General features: G+C 74.5%; 20 protein-coding genes. 12 read left to right on the forward strand and 8 right to left on the reverse strand.

The window, feature by feature from the left end; translation table 11 throughout:
- Nucleotides 1-48 precede the first annotated feature (48 nt).
- From ID804_RS00210 to ID804_RS00225, 4 genes are all read right to left on the reverse strand, one after another.
- Nucleotides 49-873, reverse strand: a complete 825-nt coding sequence (locus ID804_RS00210) for an ABC transporter ATP-binding protein (RefSeq protein WP_169076973.1) — start codon at nucleotides 871-873, stop codon at nucleotides 49-51.
- Nucleotides 870-2,009: a FecCD family ABC transporter permease gene (locus ID804_RS00215; RefSeq protein ID WP_169076974.1), complete on the reverse strand. Its 1,140-nt coding sequence runs from the start codon at nucleotides 2,007-2,009 to the stop codon at nucleotides 870-872. Before ID804_RS00215 ends, ID804_RS00210 begins: the two co-directional genes overlap by 4 nt.
- Nucleotides 2,006-2,998, reverse strand: coding sequence for a FecCD family ABC transporter permease (locus ID804_RS00220; protein ID WP_169076975.1), 993 nt, complete (start codon nucleotides 2,996-2,998; stop codon nucleotides 2,006-2,008). The genes ID804_RS00215 and ID804_RS00220 overlap by 4 nt, the downstream gene beginning before the upstream one ends.
- 137 nt (nucleotides 2,999-3,135) lie before the next feature.
- Nucleotides 3,136-4,152, reverse strand: coding sequence for a siderophore-interacting protein (locus tag ID804_RS00225; RefSeq protein WP_169076976.1), 1,017 nt, complete (start codon nucleotides 4,150-4,152; stop codon nucleotides 3,136-3,138).
- Between the two features lie 167 nt (nucleotides 4,153-4,319).
- On the opposite strand from ID804_RS00225, the gene ID804_RS00230 reads away from it, so the two are divergent.
- The 4 genes from ID804_RS00230 (at nucleotide 4,320) to ID804_RS00245 (ending at nucleotide 6,368) form a co-directional block, all read left to right on the forward strand.
- The gene (locus ID804_RS00230; protein ID WP_169076977.1) at nucleotides 4,320-4,667 is read left to right on the forward strand and encodes a YtxH domain-containing protein; all 348 of its coding nucleotides are present in this window, start codon (nucleotides 4,320-4,322) and stop codon (nucleotides 4,665-4,667) included.
- A 19-nt stretch (nucleotides 4,668-4,686) separates the two neighbouring features.
- Nucleotides 4,687-5,103, forward strand: a complete 417-nt coding sequence (locus ID804_RS00235) for a phage holin family protein (protein ID WP_169076978.1) — start codon at nucleotides 4,687-4,689, stop codon at nucleotides 5,101-5,103.
- An 8-nt stretch (nucleotides 5,104-5,111) separates the two neighbouring features.
- Nucleotides 5,112-5,408, forward strand: a complete 297-nt coding sequence (locus tag ID804_RS00240) for a DUF3618 domain-containing protein (protein ID WP_169076979.1) — start codon at nucleotides 5,112-5,114, stop codon at nucleotides 5,406-5,408.
- A 126-nt stretch (nucleotides 5,409-5,534) separates the two neighbouring features.
- Nucleotides 5,535-6,368, forward strand: a complete 834-nt coding sequence (locus tag ID804_RS00245; RefSeq protein WP_169076980.1) for a uroporphyrinogen-III synthase — start codon at nucleotides 5,535-5,537, stop codon at nucleotides 6,366-6,368.
- Nucleotides 6,369-6,393: 25 nt separating this feature from the next.
- On the opposite strand, the gene ID804_RS00250 is transcribed toward ID804_RS00245, so the two are convergent.
- On the reverse strand, nucleotides 6,394-7,419 hold the full coding sequence (locus tag ID804_RS00250) for a 6-phosphofructokinase (RefSeq protein WP_169076981.1): 1,026 nt from the start codon (nucleotides 7,417-7,419) through the stop codon (nucleotides 6,394-6,396).
- A gap of 159 nt (nucleotides 7,420-7,578) precedes the next feature.
- Between ID804_RS00250 and ID804_RS00255 the strand changes: the two genes are divergently transcribed.
- The 8 genes from ID804_RS00255 (at nucleotide 7,579) to ID804_RS00285 (ending at nucleotide 11,599) form a co-directional block, all read left to right on the forward strand.
- A complete protein-coding gene (locus ID804_RS00255) occupies nucleotides 7,579-8,016 on the forward strand; it encodes a DUF4190 domain-containing protein (protein ID WP_169076982.1) in 438 nt (145 codons plus the stop codon).
- A 66-nt stretch (nucleotides 8,017-8,082) separates the two neighbouring features.
- Nucleotides 8,083-8,232 (forward strand): PNPOx family protein, encoded by a 150-nt coding sequence (locus ID804_RS12120; protein ID WP_211160870.1) that lies wholly within the window; start codon nucleotides 8,083-8,085, stop codon nucleotides 8,230-8,232.
- A 78-nt stretch (nucleotides 8,233-8,310) separates the two neighbouring features.
- A complete protein-coding gene (locus tag ID804_RS12125; RefSeq protein WP_211160871.1) occupies nucleotides 8,311-8,502 on the forward strand; it encodes a hypothetical protein in 192 nt (63 codons plus the stop codon).
- Between the two features lie 33 nt (nucleotides 8,503-8,535).
- Nucleotides 8,536-9,570 carry a DNA-3-methyladenine glycosylase family protein gene (locus ID804_RS00265; RefSeq protein ID WP_188219130.1) on the forward strand — a complete coding sequence of 345 codons (1,035 nt, stop codon included), beginning with the start codon at nucleotides 8,536-8,538 and terminating at the stop codon, nucleotides 9,568-9,570.
- A 24-nt stretch (nucleotides 9,571-9,594) separates the two neighbouring features.
- The gene (locus ID804_RS00270) at nucleotides 9,595-10,176 is read left to right on the forward strand and encodes a GNAT family N-acetyltransferase (RefSeq protein WP_169076983.1); all 582 of its coding nucleotides are present in this window, start codon (nucleotides 9,595-9,597) and stop codon (nucleotides 10,174-10,176) included.
- A 103-nt stretch (nucleotides 10,177-10,279) separates the two neighbouring features.
- Nucleotides 10,280-10,822, forward strand: coding sequence for an acyl-CoA thioesterase (locus ID804_RS00275; RefSeq protein WP_169077733.1), 543 nt, complete (start codon nucleotides 10,280-10,282; stop codon nucleotides 10,820-10,822).
- A 49-nt stretch (nucleotides 10,823-10,871) separates the two neighbouring features.
- Nucleotides 10,872-11,288: a YidH family protein gene (locus ID804_RS00280; protein WP_317451114.1), complete on the forward strand. Its 417-nt coding sequence runs from the start codon at nucleotides 10,872-10,874 to the stop codon at nucleotides 11,286-11,288.
- Nucleotides 11,288-11,599 (forward strand): hypothetical protein, encoded by a 312-nt coding sequence (locus ID804_RS00285; protein WP_169076984.1) that lies wholly within the window; start codon nucleotides 11,288-11,290, stop codon nucleotides 11,597-11,599. Before ID804_RS00280 ends, ID804_RS00285 begins: the two co-directional genes overlap by 1 nt.
- Nucleotides 11,600-11,911: 312 nt before the next feature.
- On the opposite strand, the gene ID804_RS00290 is transcribed toward ID804_RS00285, so the two are convergent.
- The 3 genes from ID804_RS00290 to ID804_RS00300 form a co-directional block, all read right to left on the reverse strand.
- Nucleotides 11,912-13,525 (reverse strand): phytoene desaturase family protein, encoded by a 1,614-nt coding sequence (locus ID804_RS00290; RefSeq protein WP_188219148.1) that lies wholly within the window; start codon nucleotides 13,523-13,525, stop codon nucleotides 11,912-11,914.
- 83 nt (nucleotides 13,526-13,608) lie between these two features.
- Nucleotides 13,609-13,803 carry a hypothetical protein gene (locus tag ID804_RS00295; RefSeq protein ID WP_169076986.1) on the reverse strand — a complete coding sequence of 65 codons (195 nt, stop codon included), beginning with the start codon at nucleotides 13,801-13,803 and terminating at the stop codon, nucleotides 13,609-13,611.
- Between the two features lie 17 nt (nucleotides 13,804-13,820).
- Nucleotides 13,821-14,717, reverse strand: coding sequence for a LysR family transcriptional regulator (locus tag ID804_RS00300; RefSeq protein ID WP_169077735.1), 897 nt, complete (start codon nucleotides 14,715-14,717; stop codon nucleotides 13,821-13,823).
- Between the last annotated feature and the right edge of the window lie 19 nt (nucleotides 14,718-14,736).

The raw sequence follows: 14,736 nt of genomic DNA on the forward strand, positions 1-14,736 counted from the left end.
GCCGGGTGCGGCAAGCGCGCTCGCTGAGCGTCGACCGAGCATCCGCTCTCAGCGTGTTCGGGGCAGGATGACCGGCCGACCGGTATCCGGATCCTCCAGCAGGCGCGCCTCGATGCCGAACGCCCGCCGCACCACTTCGCCGGTGAGCACCTCACCCGGCGCGCCCTGGGCGAGGATGCGCCCCCCGGCCATGACGACGAGCTCGTCGGCGTATCGCGCGGCGAGGGTCAGGTCGTGGATCACGAGCACCACGGTCATGCCGCGCGCGACCTCGGCCCGCAGCACGTCGAGCACCTCGACCTGGTGGGCCACGTCGAGCGCGCTCGTCGGCTCGTCGAGCAGCAGGATGCGCGGCTGCTGGGCGAGCGCCATCGCGATCCACACGCGCTGCCGCTGGCCGCCGCTGAGCTCGTCGACCCGGGCGTCGACGAGGGTGCTCGTCGCGGTCGCCTCGAGGGCCGCCGCGACGATCGCGTCGTCGTCGCTGCGGTGCCCGCGGAACATCCCCTGGTGCGGGTAGCGCCCGCGCGCGACGAGCTCGGCGACGCGAATGCCCTCCGGCGCGATCGGGCTCTGCGGCAGCACGCCGATCGTGCGGGCGAGCCGGCGACTGGGCAGGCGCCCGAGGTCGACGCCGTCGAGCGTGACGCGCCCCGCCGCGGGCGGCAGCAGCCGGGCGAGGCCGCGCACGAGCGTCGACTTGCCGCTCGCGTTGGCGCCGACGACGACCGTGAGCGCGCCGGGACGCACCTCGAGGTCGACGTCGTGCACGATCGTGCGGTCGCCGTAGCCGAGGCGCAGGCCATGCGCGCGCAGCCGGGGCGGCGGCCCATCGGCGCCGCGCAGCAGCTCGAGCGGTGAGGCGAGGGTCATGAGGGCGCTCCCTTCGAGGCGCGGGCGAGCGTGAGGGGTCGGGTGAGGGGTCGCGTGCCGGAGCCCTCGCCGCGCAGCAGCAGCGCCAGCAGCACGACGGCGCCGGCGGCTCCGGTGATGAGCCCGACGGGCGGCTCGAGCGCGCCCGGCAGCGCGTGCTGGGCGATGACGTCGGCGAGGGCGACGATCGCGGCGCCGGTGAGCGCGGCGGTGCCGAGCGCGGGGCCGCGGCCGCGCATCCGTCGAGCGATGGGCCCGGCGGCGAACGCGACGAACGCGATCGGCCCGGCGACCGAGACGGCGACGGCGGCGAGGATGCCCGACACCGTCATCGCCGCCACCCGCGTCACGACGGGGCGGGCTCCGATCGCGCGCGCGGAGCCGTCGTCGAGCGCCTGCGCCGCGAGCGGGCGCCGCGCGACCACGAGCCCCGCCGCCGCGAGCAGCACGACCGTGCCGACGAGCAGCACGTCCTCCCACGAGGGCGAGCCGACCGAGCCGACGAGCCAGAAGTAGGCGCTCTGCGCCTGCGTGAGGTTGGCGCGCGTGAGGGCGTAGCCGACGACGCCGTTGGCGAGGAAGGCGACGGCGATGCCGATGACGACGAATCGGGTGCCGGTCACGCCGCGGCCGCTCGCGACGACGACGACCGTGAGGGCGACGAGCGCGCCGGCGAGGGCGGCGCCGCTCACCGTGAGCCCGGTCGCGCCGCCAGCGATCGCGAGCACGGCGGCGGCGCTCGCCCCGCCGGTGACGCCGACGATGTCAGGGCTCGCGAGCGGGTTGCGCACGACCGACTGCAGCAGCGCGCCGCTGAGCCCGAGGGCGGCTCCGACGACGAGCGCGAGCGCGAGGCGGGGCAGCCGCAGACCCTGCACGATGAAGGTCGCGCCACCGGCGCCGTCGAGGCCGAGCAGCCCGGCGACGACCTCAGCGGGGGCGAGGGGCACGTCGCCGAGCGCGAGGGCGAGCATCCCGATCGCGACGATGACGGCGAGGATGCCCGCCGTCACCCCGACCGTGCGCCGCCGGTCGCGCGCGCGGCCGGCCTCGATCGCGGCGATCGTGGCCAGGCAGGCGTCGGGCAGCGCGTTCCGGGGGATGCTCGGCGCGCGTCGCTCGAGCAGCCCGCTCACGCCGTCACCCCGCGCCGCGAGCGCACGAGCGCGATGAGCAGGGGAGCCCCGAGCACGGCGACGACGATGCCCGCCTCGAGCTCGCCGGGCGGCACGACGAGTCGGCCGAGCACGTCGGCGACGAGCACGAGCGCCGCGCCGGCGACCGCGGCGACGGGCACCCGCACGGCGTGACCGCCGCCGACGAGCGCGCGGGCGGCGTGCGCGCCGACGAGGCCGACGAAGACGATCGGCCCGGCGAGGGCGGTCGCGGTGCCGGCGAGCACGACGATGACGGCGATCGCGGCGGCGCGCGTGGGCAGCAGCCGGAATCCGAGGCCGCGCGCGACGTCGTCGCCGAGGGCGAGCGCGTCGAGCGCGCGGCTGACGAGCACGGCGCCGACGAGCCCGAGCACGACGAGTGGCGCGAGAGCGAGGGCGGCGTCGAGGTCGCGGCCGGTGAGCGAGCCGACCGTCCAGAAGCGGTAGCGCTCGAGGGTCTCGGGGTCGCCGAGCAGCACGAGCGTCGTGAGCGACGACAGCGCGGCGGTCACGGCAGACCCGGCGACGACAAGCAGCGCAGGGCTCGAGCCGACGCGCGCGCTCGCGGCAACGAGCGCGATCACGGTCGCGGCGGCGAGGGCGCCGACGAGGGCGAAGGCGGCGAGCTCGACGACCGAGGTGACGCCCGCGAGCGCGATGCCGAGCACCACGGCGAACGACGAGCCGGCGGTGACGCCGAGCAGACCGGGGTCGGCGATCGGGTTGCGCGTGACGCCCTGCATGACGACTCCGGCGACGCCGAGGGCCGCGCCGGCGAGCAGCCCGATGACGGTGCGCGGCACGCGCAGCTCGCGCACGACGACCGCATCGACCGAGCCGGAGCCGAGCGAGCCGGGGTCGAGCAGCGCGGCGAGCACAACGGCGGGGTCGGTCGCGCGGGCGCCGACCGAGAGGCTCACGGCGACGGCGGCGAGCAGCAGCGCGATGAGGATGCCCGCGCCGAGCATCCGCCGCCCCTGCGAGCCGCGCGCCCGCGGGCCGCGCGCCGGCCGGGCCGCGCGCCCGCCGCCCGCGCCCGCCTCGCGCGCCGCGGCAGCGCCGGCGCCTGCTGCCCGTTCGCCGGCCGCGACCGGCACCGCCGCGCTCACTGCGCTTCGGAGCGCCCGCGCCGCCAGTACCCCATGAACGCAACGTTCGAGCGGGCGACGCCGAGGTCGCTCACGAGGTGTCGGCGCAGGGCCTTGACGGTCGCGGCCTCGCCGGCGATCCAGGCGTAGAAGTCGCCCGTGGTGGGGTCGACGGGCGAATCCCACAGCAGCTCGACGTCAACGTCAACGTCGTCGAGCGGCTCGGGGGCGGCGCGCACGACCGAGGCGAGCTCGGCGGTGTGCCGCGGCAGCCACGCGCGCACGGCCCGCTGCAGCAGCTCGCCGTGCGGGGCGACGGCCTCGAAGCCCTGCGAGGTCTCGCAGCCGGCGTCGCGCGCGAGCCAGGCGATGCGCGAGGCGCCGCGGGCGACGACGTTCTGGATGTCGGCGCTCGACGGCACCTCGATGAACGCCTGCGCGGTGACGCCCTCCGGAAGCGATTCGATGATCGAGCAGATGGCGGGCAGCGCGGTCTCGTCGCCCGCGAGCAGCAGGTGCCGCGCGGCGCCGGGCCGCCAGTCGCAGCCGATGGTCGGGTCGGCGGTGCGACCGTCGGGCCCGACGATGATGAGGCGGTCGCCGACGGATGCTCCGCGCAGCCAGCGCGCCGCCGGCCCGTCACCCGCCGCCGGGTCGGGGTCGTGCCGCACGAGGTCGACGTCGAGCTCGCGTCGCTCGGGCCGCGCCGACCGCACCGTGTAGGTGCGGAACGCGGGCCGCGCCGGCTCGGGAAGCGCCCGCCAGCGCGCGTACCAGTCGCCCGCCCGCAGCGCCGCCTCGTCGTGCTCGCCGAGGTCGGGCAGCGTGCCGTCGGGCAGCGGCAGCACGAGCTTGATGCGCTGGTCGAGCCCGGTGGTGCCGAGGTGCCGCAGGTCGTCGCCCGCGAACGTCACGCGCACGAGGTGGGGCGAGAGCGGCAGGATGCGCCGCACGACGACCGCGAAGGGGCGGTAGGCCGGCCAGGGCGCGGGGTCCGCGGCGCTCGGGCTCTCGCGAACCGGTGAGGTAAGCATTACCTAAGTATGACCGAGGCCGCGCGCACCCCGCCACCCCACTTCGACGCGGTTCGTCTGGGAACTGCCTCCACGTCTCCTTCACGCCTCGGAGCACCGCGACTAGCCTGGGGTGGTCCCTGGGCCTCGATCGGCCCGGGGGCTCGACGACGGAGAGAGGTACGACAATGCGCGGAAAGATCCTGTTCCTGACCGGCCTGGGTGTCGGCTACGTGCTCGGCACGAAGGCGGGTCGCGAGAAGTACGACCAGATCACGAAGGCGGCCAGCCGCTTCTGGAACGACCCGCGGGTGCAGACCCGCGTCGACCAGGTCGAGGATTTCGTCAAGGAGAAGGCGCCCGAGGTCGCCGAGTTCGTCAGCGGCAACGCCAAGAACGTCGCCTCGAAGGTGGCCGGCAAGAAGAACGGCGCGAAGTCGGCCTCGAGCACGAGTGCGACGACCGGCTCGACCGGCTCCGGATCGACCACGACGCGCTCGACCGGGTCGGGCACGACGGCGTCGAGCACCTCCTGATCTCGCACGGAGGCGCTCGATGACGACCCCACGCTCGACCCCCTCGCCCGCCGCTGAGCGGCGCGGCCTCTTCGCGCTCATCGCCGACGTGCCGCGGCTGATCGGCGACCTCGTGCGTGCCGAGATCGCGTCGCTCAAGGCTGAGATCGCCGCCAAGCTCAAGCAGGCGGGCATCGGCGCGGGGCTGCTCGTCGGCGCGGGCGTGTTCGCGTTCTTCGCGGCGCTCGTGCTCATCGCCGCGGGAGTGCTCGCGCTCTCGCTCGTGCTGCCCGCGTGGGCGGCGGCGCTCATCATCGGCGTCGTGCTGCTCATCATCGCGGGCGTCATCGCCGCGGTCGGCGTGAACCATCTCAAGAAGGGCGTTCCGCCGACCCCCACCGACACGCTCGAGAGCGTGCAGGAAGACGTCCGCGCCGTGCGCGGGCTGAGGAAGTGAGAGAAGCCATGACCGATTCGCCCACCACCGCCTCGACCACCGCCGGCGCCGGCTACTCGCCCGCGACGACTGGGCCGTCGGCGGCCAGCACCCCCTCGGCCTCCGTGGAGGAGACCCGGCGCAAGCTCGAGCAGACGCTCGACGCGATCGAGGAGAAGCTCGACGTCAAGAAGCAGGCCGGGCAGGTCGCCGAGCGCGTGCAGCGCTCCTACAACGACAACCCCGTGCCCTGGATCATCGGCGCGACCGCGGTGGCGATCGGCGTGATCGGCCTCGTCGCCTGGGCGATCCTCTCCGACGACTAGGCGTCCCTCACGCCGTCAACGGCGCCCGCAGCCCCGGAATTCCGGCACTGCGGGCGCCGTTCGGCGTTCCCGGGGCCGCCGGCGCTCGATTAGGCGAGCGCAGCATCCGGGGTGACAATGAGGGGGATGTCCTCCTCGACGCGAGATGCGATCATCGACCGCACCCCCACCGGTTCCCTCCCGGTGATCAAACCCCTGCTCGGGTGGCGCGTGCTCGTGCCCCGCGGGGGCAAGTGGGGCGACGGCATCGCCGCGGGCCTGCGCGCGCTCGGCGCGGCTCCCGTCATCGCGCCCCTCATCAACTTCGCCGGCACCGAGAACCCCGACGAGCTCGTCGCCGAGCTCGACCGCCTGCGCGAGGGCCGCTACGCGTGGCTCGTCGTGACGAGCGCGACGACCGTCGACGTGCTCGTCGGGCAGGGCGTGCACGTGCCGGAGGGCACCCGCGTGGCCGCGGTCGGCGAGACCACCGCGAACGCGCTGCAGCTCGCCGGGTACCCCGTGCACTTCGTGCCGAGCGACCACTCGGCGCGGGGGCTCGTCAAGGAGTGGCCGGGCGAGGTCGCCGACGGCGACGTGCTCGTGCCGCAGTCCGAGATCGCCGAGCCGACCCTTGTCAGCGGACTGCGTGAGCGCGGCATCGCAGCGCGATTCGTGAGCGCGTACCGCACCGTCGGGGTGGCGGCCCCGGCATCCGTCGTGGAAGACGTCGCCGAAGGACGCATCCGCGCGCTCCTCGTGAGCTCCGGCAGCGTCGCCCGGCAGATCGCGGAGCAGTTCGCGCCGCTGCCCGAGTCGACCGTGGTCGTCTGCATCGGCCCGCGCACCGCCTTCGACGCGCGCGCGGCCGGCCTTCGCGTCGACCGCATCGCCGAGGAGCGGTCGTCGGCGGCGCTGATCCGCGCGCTCGCCGAGTTCGCGATGGATCCGGAGGATCGCCGCCCGCCCGTCATCCCGTAGCGGATGCCCGGCGCGCGCCGCGCGGCTAGCCGAAGAGCAGCGCCGCCTCGTCGTAGCGAGACTGCGGCACCGTCTTGAGCGTGCCGAGGGCCTCCTCGAACGGCACATGCACGATCTCGGTGCCGCGCAGGGCGACCATGCGGCCCCACTCGCCCTCGTTGACGGCGTTGATCGACGCCATGCCGAGGCGCGTGGCGAGCACGCGGTCGAAAGCGCTCGGGGTGCCGCCGCGCTGGATGTGCCCGAGCGTCGTCGCGCGCGTCTCGATGCCGGTGCGGGCTTCGATGAGCGGCGCGATGCGCTCGCCGATGCCGCCGAGGCGCGGGCGGCCGAAGGCGTCGAGGCCTCGCTCGGAGTGCGGCTCGTCATCCTCGGGCAGCGTGTAGCCCTCGGCGACGACGACGAGCGGCGCGCGGCCGCGGTCGTAGGCGCTCTTCACCCACGCGGCCACCTGGTCGAGGCTCGTCTTCTGCTCGGGGATGAGGATGGCGTGCGCGCCGGCGGCCATGCCCGAGTGCAGGGCGATCCAGCCGACGTGGCGGCCCATGACCTCGGCGACCATGCAGCGGTTGTGCGCGTCGCCCGTGGTGCGCAGGCGGTCCATCGCCTCGGTCGCGATGCCGACGGCGGTGTCGAAGCCGAAGGTGTAGTCGGTGGCGTCGAGGTCGTTGTCGACCGTCTTGGGCACGCCCACGATCTTGACCCCCGCATCCGTCAGCCGCTTCGCGGCCGCGAGCGTGCCCTCGCCGCCGATCGCGATGAGGGCGTCGAGGCCGTTCTCAACCATGACCTCGTTGATGCGGTCGACGCCGCCGCGACCCTCAAAGGGGTTTGTGCGGCTCGTGCCGAGGATGGTGCCGCCGAGCTTGCTGATGCCCTTCACCTCGTGGCGCGACAGCGGCAGCGTGTCGTTCTCGACGAGGCCCTTCCAGCCGTCTTTGAACCCGACGAACTCGTGCCCGTGCACGGTGGTGCCGACGAGCACCGCCCCGCGGATGACGGCGTTGAGGCCCGGGGCGTCGCCGCCTGAGGTCAGCATTCCGATGCGCATGGGCTCTATCTAAGTCGAGGGAGGGTCGTCCGACGAAAACGGGGCGCTCGCGCCAGAGCCTTGCGCCTCTGTCGCTGGGCGGATGCTCGGCGCTAGAGTGCGCGCTGAGAGCACCCGAGGGGTGCTCGACCTCCACCCCGCCTGCGACAGGAGACCGCGATGACCGACCCCACTACGCCCGGCGACCCGGCCGCTCAGCCGGCCCAGCCCGCCGCCGCCCCGGCCTCGTACCCGGCGGCGCCGCCCGCGCCGGCCGCGCCCGCCTACTCGGCGCCCGCCACCGCCACCGGTGAGGACCCGGGCCGCACGCTCGGCATCATCGCCCTCGTGTTCGCCTTCCTCTTCCAGATCGTCGGCCTCATCCTCGGCATCGTCGCGCGCAACAAGTCGAAGGCCGCGGGCTACAAGAACGGCCTCGCGACCGCCGCGATCTGGCTCAGCATCGTCTTCATGGTGCTCGGCCTCATCATCGGCATCGGGGCGATCGTCGCCGGCGGTGCGCTGTTCGGCGGTTTCATCGGCCAGGTCGCCGAGGTCTGCAACGAGCTCGGCACGGGCGTCTGGGAGATCGACGGCGTCACCTACACCTGCGAGTAGTCCCTCGCTGCGTCGGGGCGGCGGATGCGCATCGAGCGTCCAGCCGCCCCGACTAGTTTTCGCCTCATGACGTCGCCCTCCCTCCTCGACCTCGCCGACGAGCAGTACGTGCTGCTGACGACGACCCGGAGGTCGGGCGTCGACGTCGCCACTCCCGTGTGGGTGGGCCGCGATGGCGACGCGCTCATCGTCACGACCGCGCGCGATGCCGGCTAGACGAAGCGCATCCGCCACACGCCGCGCGTCACGCTGCAGGCGTGCGATCGCGTCGGGCGCCCGCTCGACGGCGCCCCCGTGGTGGTCGGGCACGCCGTCGTCGACGAGAGCGCCGAGGGGCGCGAGCGGCTCGTGGCGCTCTTCAAGCGGAAGTACGGGGCCCAGTACCTGGCGATCCTCGGCCTGCAGAAGCTGCGCGGCACGACCGATCGCTCGGTCACGCTGCGCATCACCGCGCCGGTCGCCTCGGGCGGGCACCCGGCCGAGTAGGCGGCGTCGGATGCTGCGCCTACCCTTGCCCGCATGACGACCGTCGCCGACGCGCGCCCCGCGCCGGGCTCGGCGACCCCCGACGCGGCCGGCGTCTACGCTCCCGGCCGGCCGGTGGATCTGCGGCTCACGCTCTTCCCGCTGCGTCGCGGCCACGCCGACCCGACGCTGCAGTGGACGGTCGACGGGGCCGCGTGGCGCACCCAGCGCACCCCCGAGGGCCCGGCCCTGCTGCGGATGCTCGCCCACCGCGCGACCGCGCCCGATGGCTCGCCCGCCACCGCCGTCGAGCTCGCCGCCTGGGGCCCCGGCGCCGCGTGGTCGATCGACCACGCGCCCGAGCTGCTCGGCGAGGGCGACGACTGGAGCGAGCTCGACGCGCTGCTCGCGGCGCACGCAGCGGACGAGGCGGGCGGGCGCTACCCGCGCGGCGTCGTCGCGGGGCTCGCCCGGCTGCGACGGCAGCACCCCGGCCTGCGGCTGCTGCGCACCGGCATCGTGCTCGACTCCGCCGTCGGGGCGGTGCTCGAGCAGAAGGTCACGGGCGTCGAGGCGCGGCGCGCGTGGCGCACGCTCATCCGGCAGCACGGCGAGGTGCCGCCCGGGCCCGCGCCGGAGGGCATGCGTGTCTTGCCCGACGCCGAGCGCTGGCGCAGCATCCCCGACCACGACTGGCACCGCGCCGGGGTCGGCCCGCAGCGCATGCGCACGCTGCGCCGCATGATGGCGGTCGCGCCGGCGCTCGAGCGCACGCTCGCGCACGGCCGCGGCGGGGCGGCGGTCACGGCGGCGCTCACGTCGATCCCGGGGGTGGGGGTGTGGACGGCGGCGGAGATCACCCAGCGCGCCCACGGCGACGCGGATGCGATCAGCGTCGGCGACTTCCACCTCGCGGGGCTCGTCGGGCACGTGCTCACCGGGTCGCGCACCGAAGACGCGGGCATGCTGCGACTGCTCGAGCCGTTCTCCGCTCATCGGCAGCGGGTCGTGCGGCTCGTCATGCTGACCGGCTCGACGGCGCCCCGCCAGGGGCCGCGCATGACGATCCAGGACCACCGCGGGCACTGACCGAAAGCACACGAAAGAGCCGACATGCCGCACGTCATCAAGCCGCTCACCGCCGAGACATTCCCCGCGTGGCTTGCGCTCGCGCAGAAGCACAATGGCGTGTGGGGCGGCTGCTACTGCTCGTACTTCCACGGCGACACCGCGGGGACCGTGAAGGCCGACTACGACCGGGCGACGTTCAAGCGGCGGCTCGTCGAGGAGGGGGTCGCTCACGCGGCGCTGGTCTTCGACGGCGACGACGCGATCGCCTGGTGCGAGTACGGCAGCCCGATCGAGCTTCCGAACATCTACCACCGCAAGCAGTACGACGCGGGCGAGTCGAGACCGGCTCCGTGGCGTATCACGTGCTTCTTCGTCGACCGCGACCACCGCCGCTCGGGCGTCGCCCGCGGGGCTCTCGATGGTGCGCTCGCCCTCATCGCCGCGGCCGGAGGCGGCGAAGTGGTGTCGTTCCCGAATGAGCTCGTGCCCGGCAAGCGCACCTCGTCATCGTTTCTCCACAACGGCACGCGGGCGATGTTCGAGAAGGCCGGGTTCACGTTCGAGCGGCACATCGGCACGAGCAAGACGGTGATGCGCATCACGGTGCTGCCAGCGAGCTTCTGATGTTTGCGGACCACCGCGGGCACGGAGCGGGGGCTGCGGTTGGAGGTGGCCGACAGGCGGCGCGACGGCCGGATGCTCGGCTCGTAGCCTCGGCGGAGTGAACATGCTCTTCCGCCTGCTGTGGCTCAGCATCCGCTCGCGATTCGGGCCGCGCCTGGCGCCGACGGATGTGGCGCGCACGACGTTCCGCGTCTGGCCGACCGACCTCGACGTGCTCAACCACATGAACAACGGCGTGTACCTGTCGATCATGGATCTGGGGCGCATCGACCTCATGGCCCGCTCGGGCGTCTGGCCCGAGCTGCGCCGCCGCGGGTACTACCCGGTCGTCGTGAGCTCGACGATCACCTACCGCCGCTCGCTCGAGCCGTGGCAGCGGTTCACGGTCGAGAGCCGCATCGTCGGCCTCGACGAGGTCGCCGGCTACGTCGAGCAGCGCTTCGTGCGCGACGGCGAGGTGTGCGCGCGCGGCGTGATCAAGGCGCGGTTCCTGAAGAAGTCGGGCGGCATCGTGCCGATTCCCGAGCTCGCCGAGCTGTTCGGCCTCGACCCGCAGAACCACCCGCTGCCGTCGTGGCTCGCCGACTGGAGCGCCGCCGCGAGCCTGCCGCCGCGCCGCGAGCCGACGCCGAGCGTGTGGGACTGAGCGGCGCGCGGGGGTGGCTCGTGGCGCTCCGGCTCGCTACGGTGCCAGGGTGAGCTCCGACGCCGCCCGACCCGCCCCCTCGACCGCCCCCGACGACCGCAAGCCGCAGTCGGTGTACGGCGTCGGCAGCGAGCCCGACGTGCAGGCGAGCCTCGCGAACGAGCGCACGGCGCTGTCGTGGATCCGCACGGGCCTCGCGCTCGTCGCCGGCGGTGTCGCCCTCGCGACGCTCGCGAGCTTCGGCGAGCTGCCGACCGTCATCGTCGCGATCGCGGGCCTCGCGAGCCTCGGCGGCGGACTGCTCGCCGTGTGGGCGCTCGTGAGCTGGCGCCGCACCGAGCGGGCACTGCGCCTGCAGGAGCCGCTGCCCCCGCCCGCGGCGCTGCCGTGGCTGGTCGGCGCGGTCGTCGCCGTCGCGATCTTCCTCGCCGCGTTCTCGGCCTACCAGGCGCTGACGGGCGTCTGATGGTTCCGAGCGTCCAGGCCGGTTCGGCGAACCGCACGACTCTGTCGTGGCAGCGGACGTCGGCCTCGGCGGCGCTCGTGGCGATGTTCGCGGCCTTCACGGCGTTCCGCCTCGGCGAGCCCGGTGTCGCGATCGCCGCCGGTGTCGTGGCGGTCGGGGGGCTGGTGATCGGCGCGACGACGCCCCGGGTCTCGCGCCACCGGCCCGAGGAGCGGCACCCCTACCCGTACATCGTCCGGGGCGCGATCGTGCTCGGCATCACTGGTCTGCTCGGGGCGGCGCTCGCCGTCTACGCGCTCGCCGACGGGTAGTCCGCGCCGCAGCGCCCCGGGTGCAGTCCTTATCGGCAGACTCTGCGAACGGCGGAAGATCGTGAACCGACGTCGCGATTTTCCGCCGTTCGCAGAGGGTGCGTCGCGACCGCCCCTGGGGAGAGGCGGGCCGTGCGACGGCCCGCACTCGACCGACCGGCGTTAGCGTGCGCCGCGCCCGCGGCGACCGCGGCATGCCCGGCGACCCCGTCACCCGCGGCATGCCCGGCGACCGCGTCACCCGCGGCGCGCCGGGCCACCAGAACCCGCGGCATCGGCTGCGCGAGCGGTCCGCCGCCACCGCGGCCGTGCTCAGCGGCTCTCGAGCACCGCCATCGCCGCGTTGTGCCCGCCGATCGCCGAGACCGCGCCGCCGCGCTGCGCGCCCGAGCCGCAGAAGAAGATGCCCGGCAGGCCCGTGTCGACGCCCCAGCGCGCGGCGGGCGTCGAGAGGTCGGCGCCGTCCTCCGCGAACGGCCACGACAGGTCGCCGTGGAAGATGCTGCCGCCCGGCAGGCGCAGCGCGTGCTCGAGGTCGCGCGTCGTCTTCGTCTCCAGGCACGGGTCGCCGTTGCCGTCGGTGAGCAGGAGGTCTCCGATCGGCTCGGCGAGCACCGAGTTCAGCGAGTCGAGCACGCCGCGCTCGAGGCGGGCGCGCATCGCATCGTTCGTGCCCTCGGTGAGCAGGCGGTCGGGAGTGTGGAGGGCGAAGACCGTGAGCGTCTGCGCGCCGGCCGCCTGCAGCTCGGGCGACAGGATCGAGGGGTCGGTGAGTGAGTGGCAGTAGATCTCCGCCGGGATCGGGTCGGGCACCGCGCCGCCCGCGGCCGCGTCGTAGGCGGCCTGCAGCTGCGTCCACGTCTCGTTGATGTGGAACGTGCCGCCGAACGCCGCCGCAGGGTCGACGCTCGCGTCGCGCAGGCGAGGAAGCCGGCGCAGCAGCATGTTGACCTTCACCTGGGCGCCCTCGGCGTCGGGGCAGGCGGTGCCGTGCTCGTCGTCGGCCGTGGCGCCGCCGGCGGCGAGCAGGCGCGCGAGCTCCTGCGGCGAGCATCCGACGAGCACGTGGTCGGCCGCGATGCGGCGCTCGGTCGCGCCGTCGCCGCTGCCGCCTGACCCGCCCTGCCGCACCGTCACGACGCGGTCCGGGCTCAGTGCGGTCACCTCGGCGTTCGGGGTGAGGATGCTCCCCGCGAGCCGCGCCGCCCGCGCGAGCTCGCCGCTCACCGCCCCCATGCCGCCGACCGGCACGTTCCAGTCGCCCGTGCCGCCGCCGATCACGTGGTACAGGTAGCAGCGGTTGGCGGTGAGCGTGGCATCCACGTTCGGGGCGAAGGTGCCGATGAGCGCGTCGGTGTAGACCACCCCGCGCACGAGGTCGTCGGCGAAGGTGCCCTCGATCGTCTCGCCGACGGGTCGCTCGATGAGGGCATCCCACACCGCATCGTCGGCGACGGCCGCCCGAGCCTCCGATCGCGTCAGCAGCGGGTCGGTCACCGTCGGGAACAGCGCGCGGGCGAGCCGCTGCGTTCCCTCGTAGAAGCGGCCCCACGCCTCGGCGTCGGCGCCCGCGCCGAGGGCAGCGAACGAGGCGGCGGTCGCGGCGGCGTCGTGGTTGTCGACGAGCAGCCCGCGGTCGGTGCCGGGCAGCGGGGTGTACGACGAGTAGCGGCGCGGCGCGAGGCGGATGCTCAAGCCCAGGTCGTCGATGATGCGCTGGGGCAGCAGGCTCACGAGGTACGAGTAGCGGCTGAGCCGGGCATCCACGTCGGGGAAGGCCTGGGCGGAGATCGCGGCGCCGCCGAGCACGTCGAGCCGCTCGAGCACCTCGACCTCGAGGCCCGCACGGCTCAGGTAGGCGGCCGCGGCGAGGGCGTTGTGGCCCCCGCCGATGATGACGACGTCGCGGCGCTCGGTGGACGGGATCACGGGCACGGGCTCCTTCGCGGCGGTGCGATCCCGCGGCGTCGCGGGTCGAGTTCCGTCAGCCTACGACGGCGCCGCCAGGCTCACTGTGCCCGTCGGCGACCGACGGCGATATAGGTCACGATCGCCGCGACCAAACCCGCGCCCACGGCGATGAAGAGTCGCGCGAAGACGTCGAGGTCGGTGCCGATAGCGAGCGCAATGCTCACGACCGTGATGACGACGAGGAGTGCGACAGTGGCGGCGACGTCGGCTCGCGGTTTCCGTTGATTGCTCATGTTGTGACCGTAGTGGGTTACGGCGCGACAGCGCGAGCGAGCATCCCTCGCACGGCGACGATCGCGGGGCGGTCGGCCGACGAGCGACGCGCGGCCGTGAACACCTCGCGCGCGGGCGCTCCCGGCAGGTCGACGAGCCGTACGGGCGCGCGGCCGCCCATCCACAGCAGGTCGGGCAGCAGGGCGACGGCGTGGCCGGCCTCGATGAGCCGCACGTGCGCCTGCAGGTCGGCGGTCTCGAAACGCACGTCGGGCTCGAAGCCCGCGAGGCGGCACTGCTGCTCGGCCCAGTGGCGGCTGGCGGTGCCGCGCGGCTCCATGACCCACGCGGCGTCGGCGACGTCGACGAGCGACCGCACCCGCGACCGCGACCGCACGCCGAGCCGCAGGGCGTCGCGGTGCAGCGGCACGCGGTCGAGCTCGCGCCGCAGCGGGGCGGCGTGCGCGGGGTACTGCTCGGCGATGACGAGGTCGAACTCCCGCGCCCACACCTCGTCGAGCGCGCTCTCGGGCTCGCGCTGGGTCACCTCGACGCGCAGCGACGGATGCTCGGCCTCGAGCAGCGAGAGCGCGCGAGGCACGATGCCCAGAGCCGCCGACTGGAACACCGCGAGCCGCACGGTTCCGCGCAGCGGCTCGTCCGCGGTCGCGGCCACGGATGCTCCGAGCGCCGACTCGAGGCGCTCCATCTCGTCGAGGACGCGGCCCGCACCCTCGGCGAGCAGCTCGCCCTGCGGGGTCAGCTGCACGCCCCGGCCGACGCGCTCGAGCAGCGGCACGCCCGCCTCGAGCTCGAGCTGGGCGAGCTGCTGCGAGATCGTCGACGGGCTGTACGACAGGGCGCGGGCGACGGCGTGCACGGTGCCGCGTCGGTGCAGCTCGCGCAGCAGGCTCAGGCGGCGCACGTCGAGCACGGAGGCCTCCTCGGCGAAT

The organism is Microcella alkalica, assembly GCF_014595885.1.
Taxonomy (GTDB): domain Bacteria; phylum Actinomycetota; class Actinomycetes; order Actinomycetales; family Microbacteriaceae; genus Microcella; species Microcella alkaliphila_B.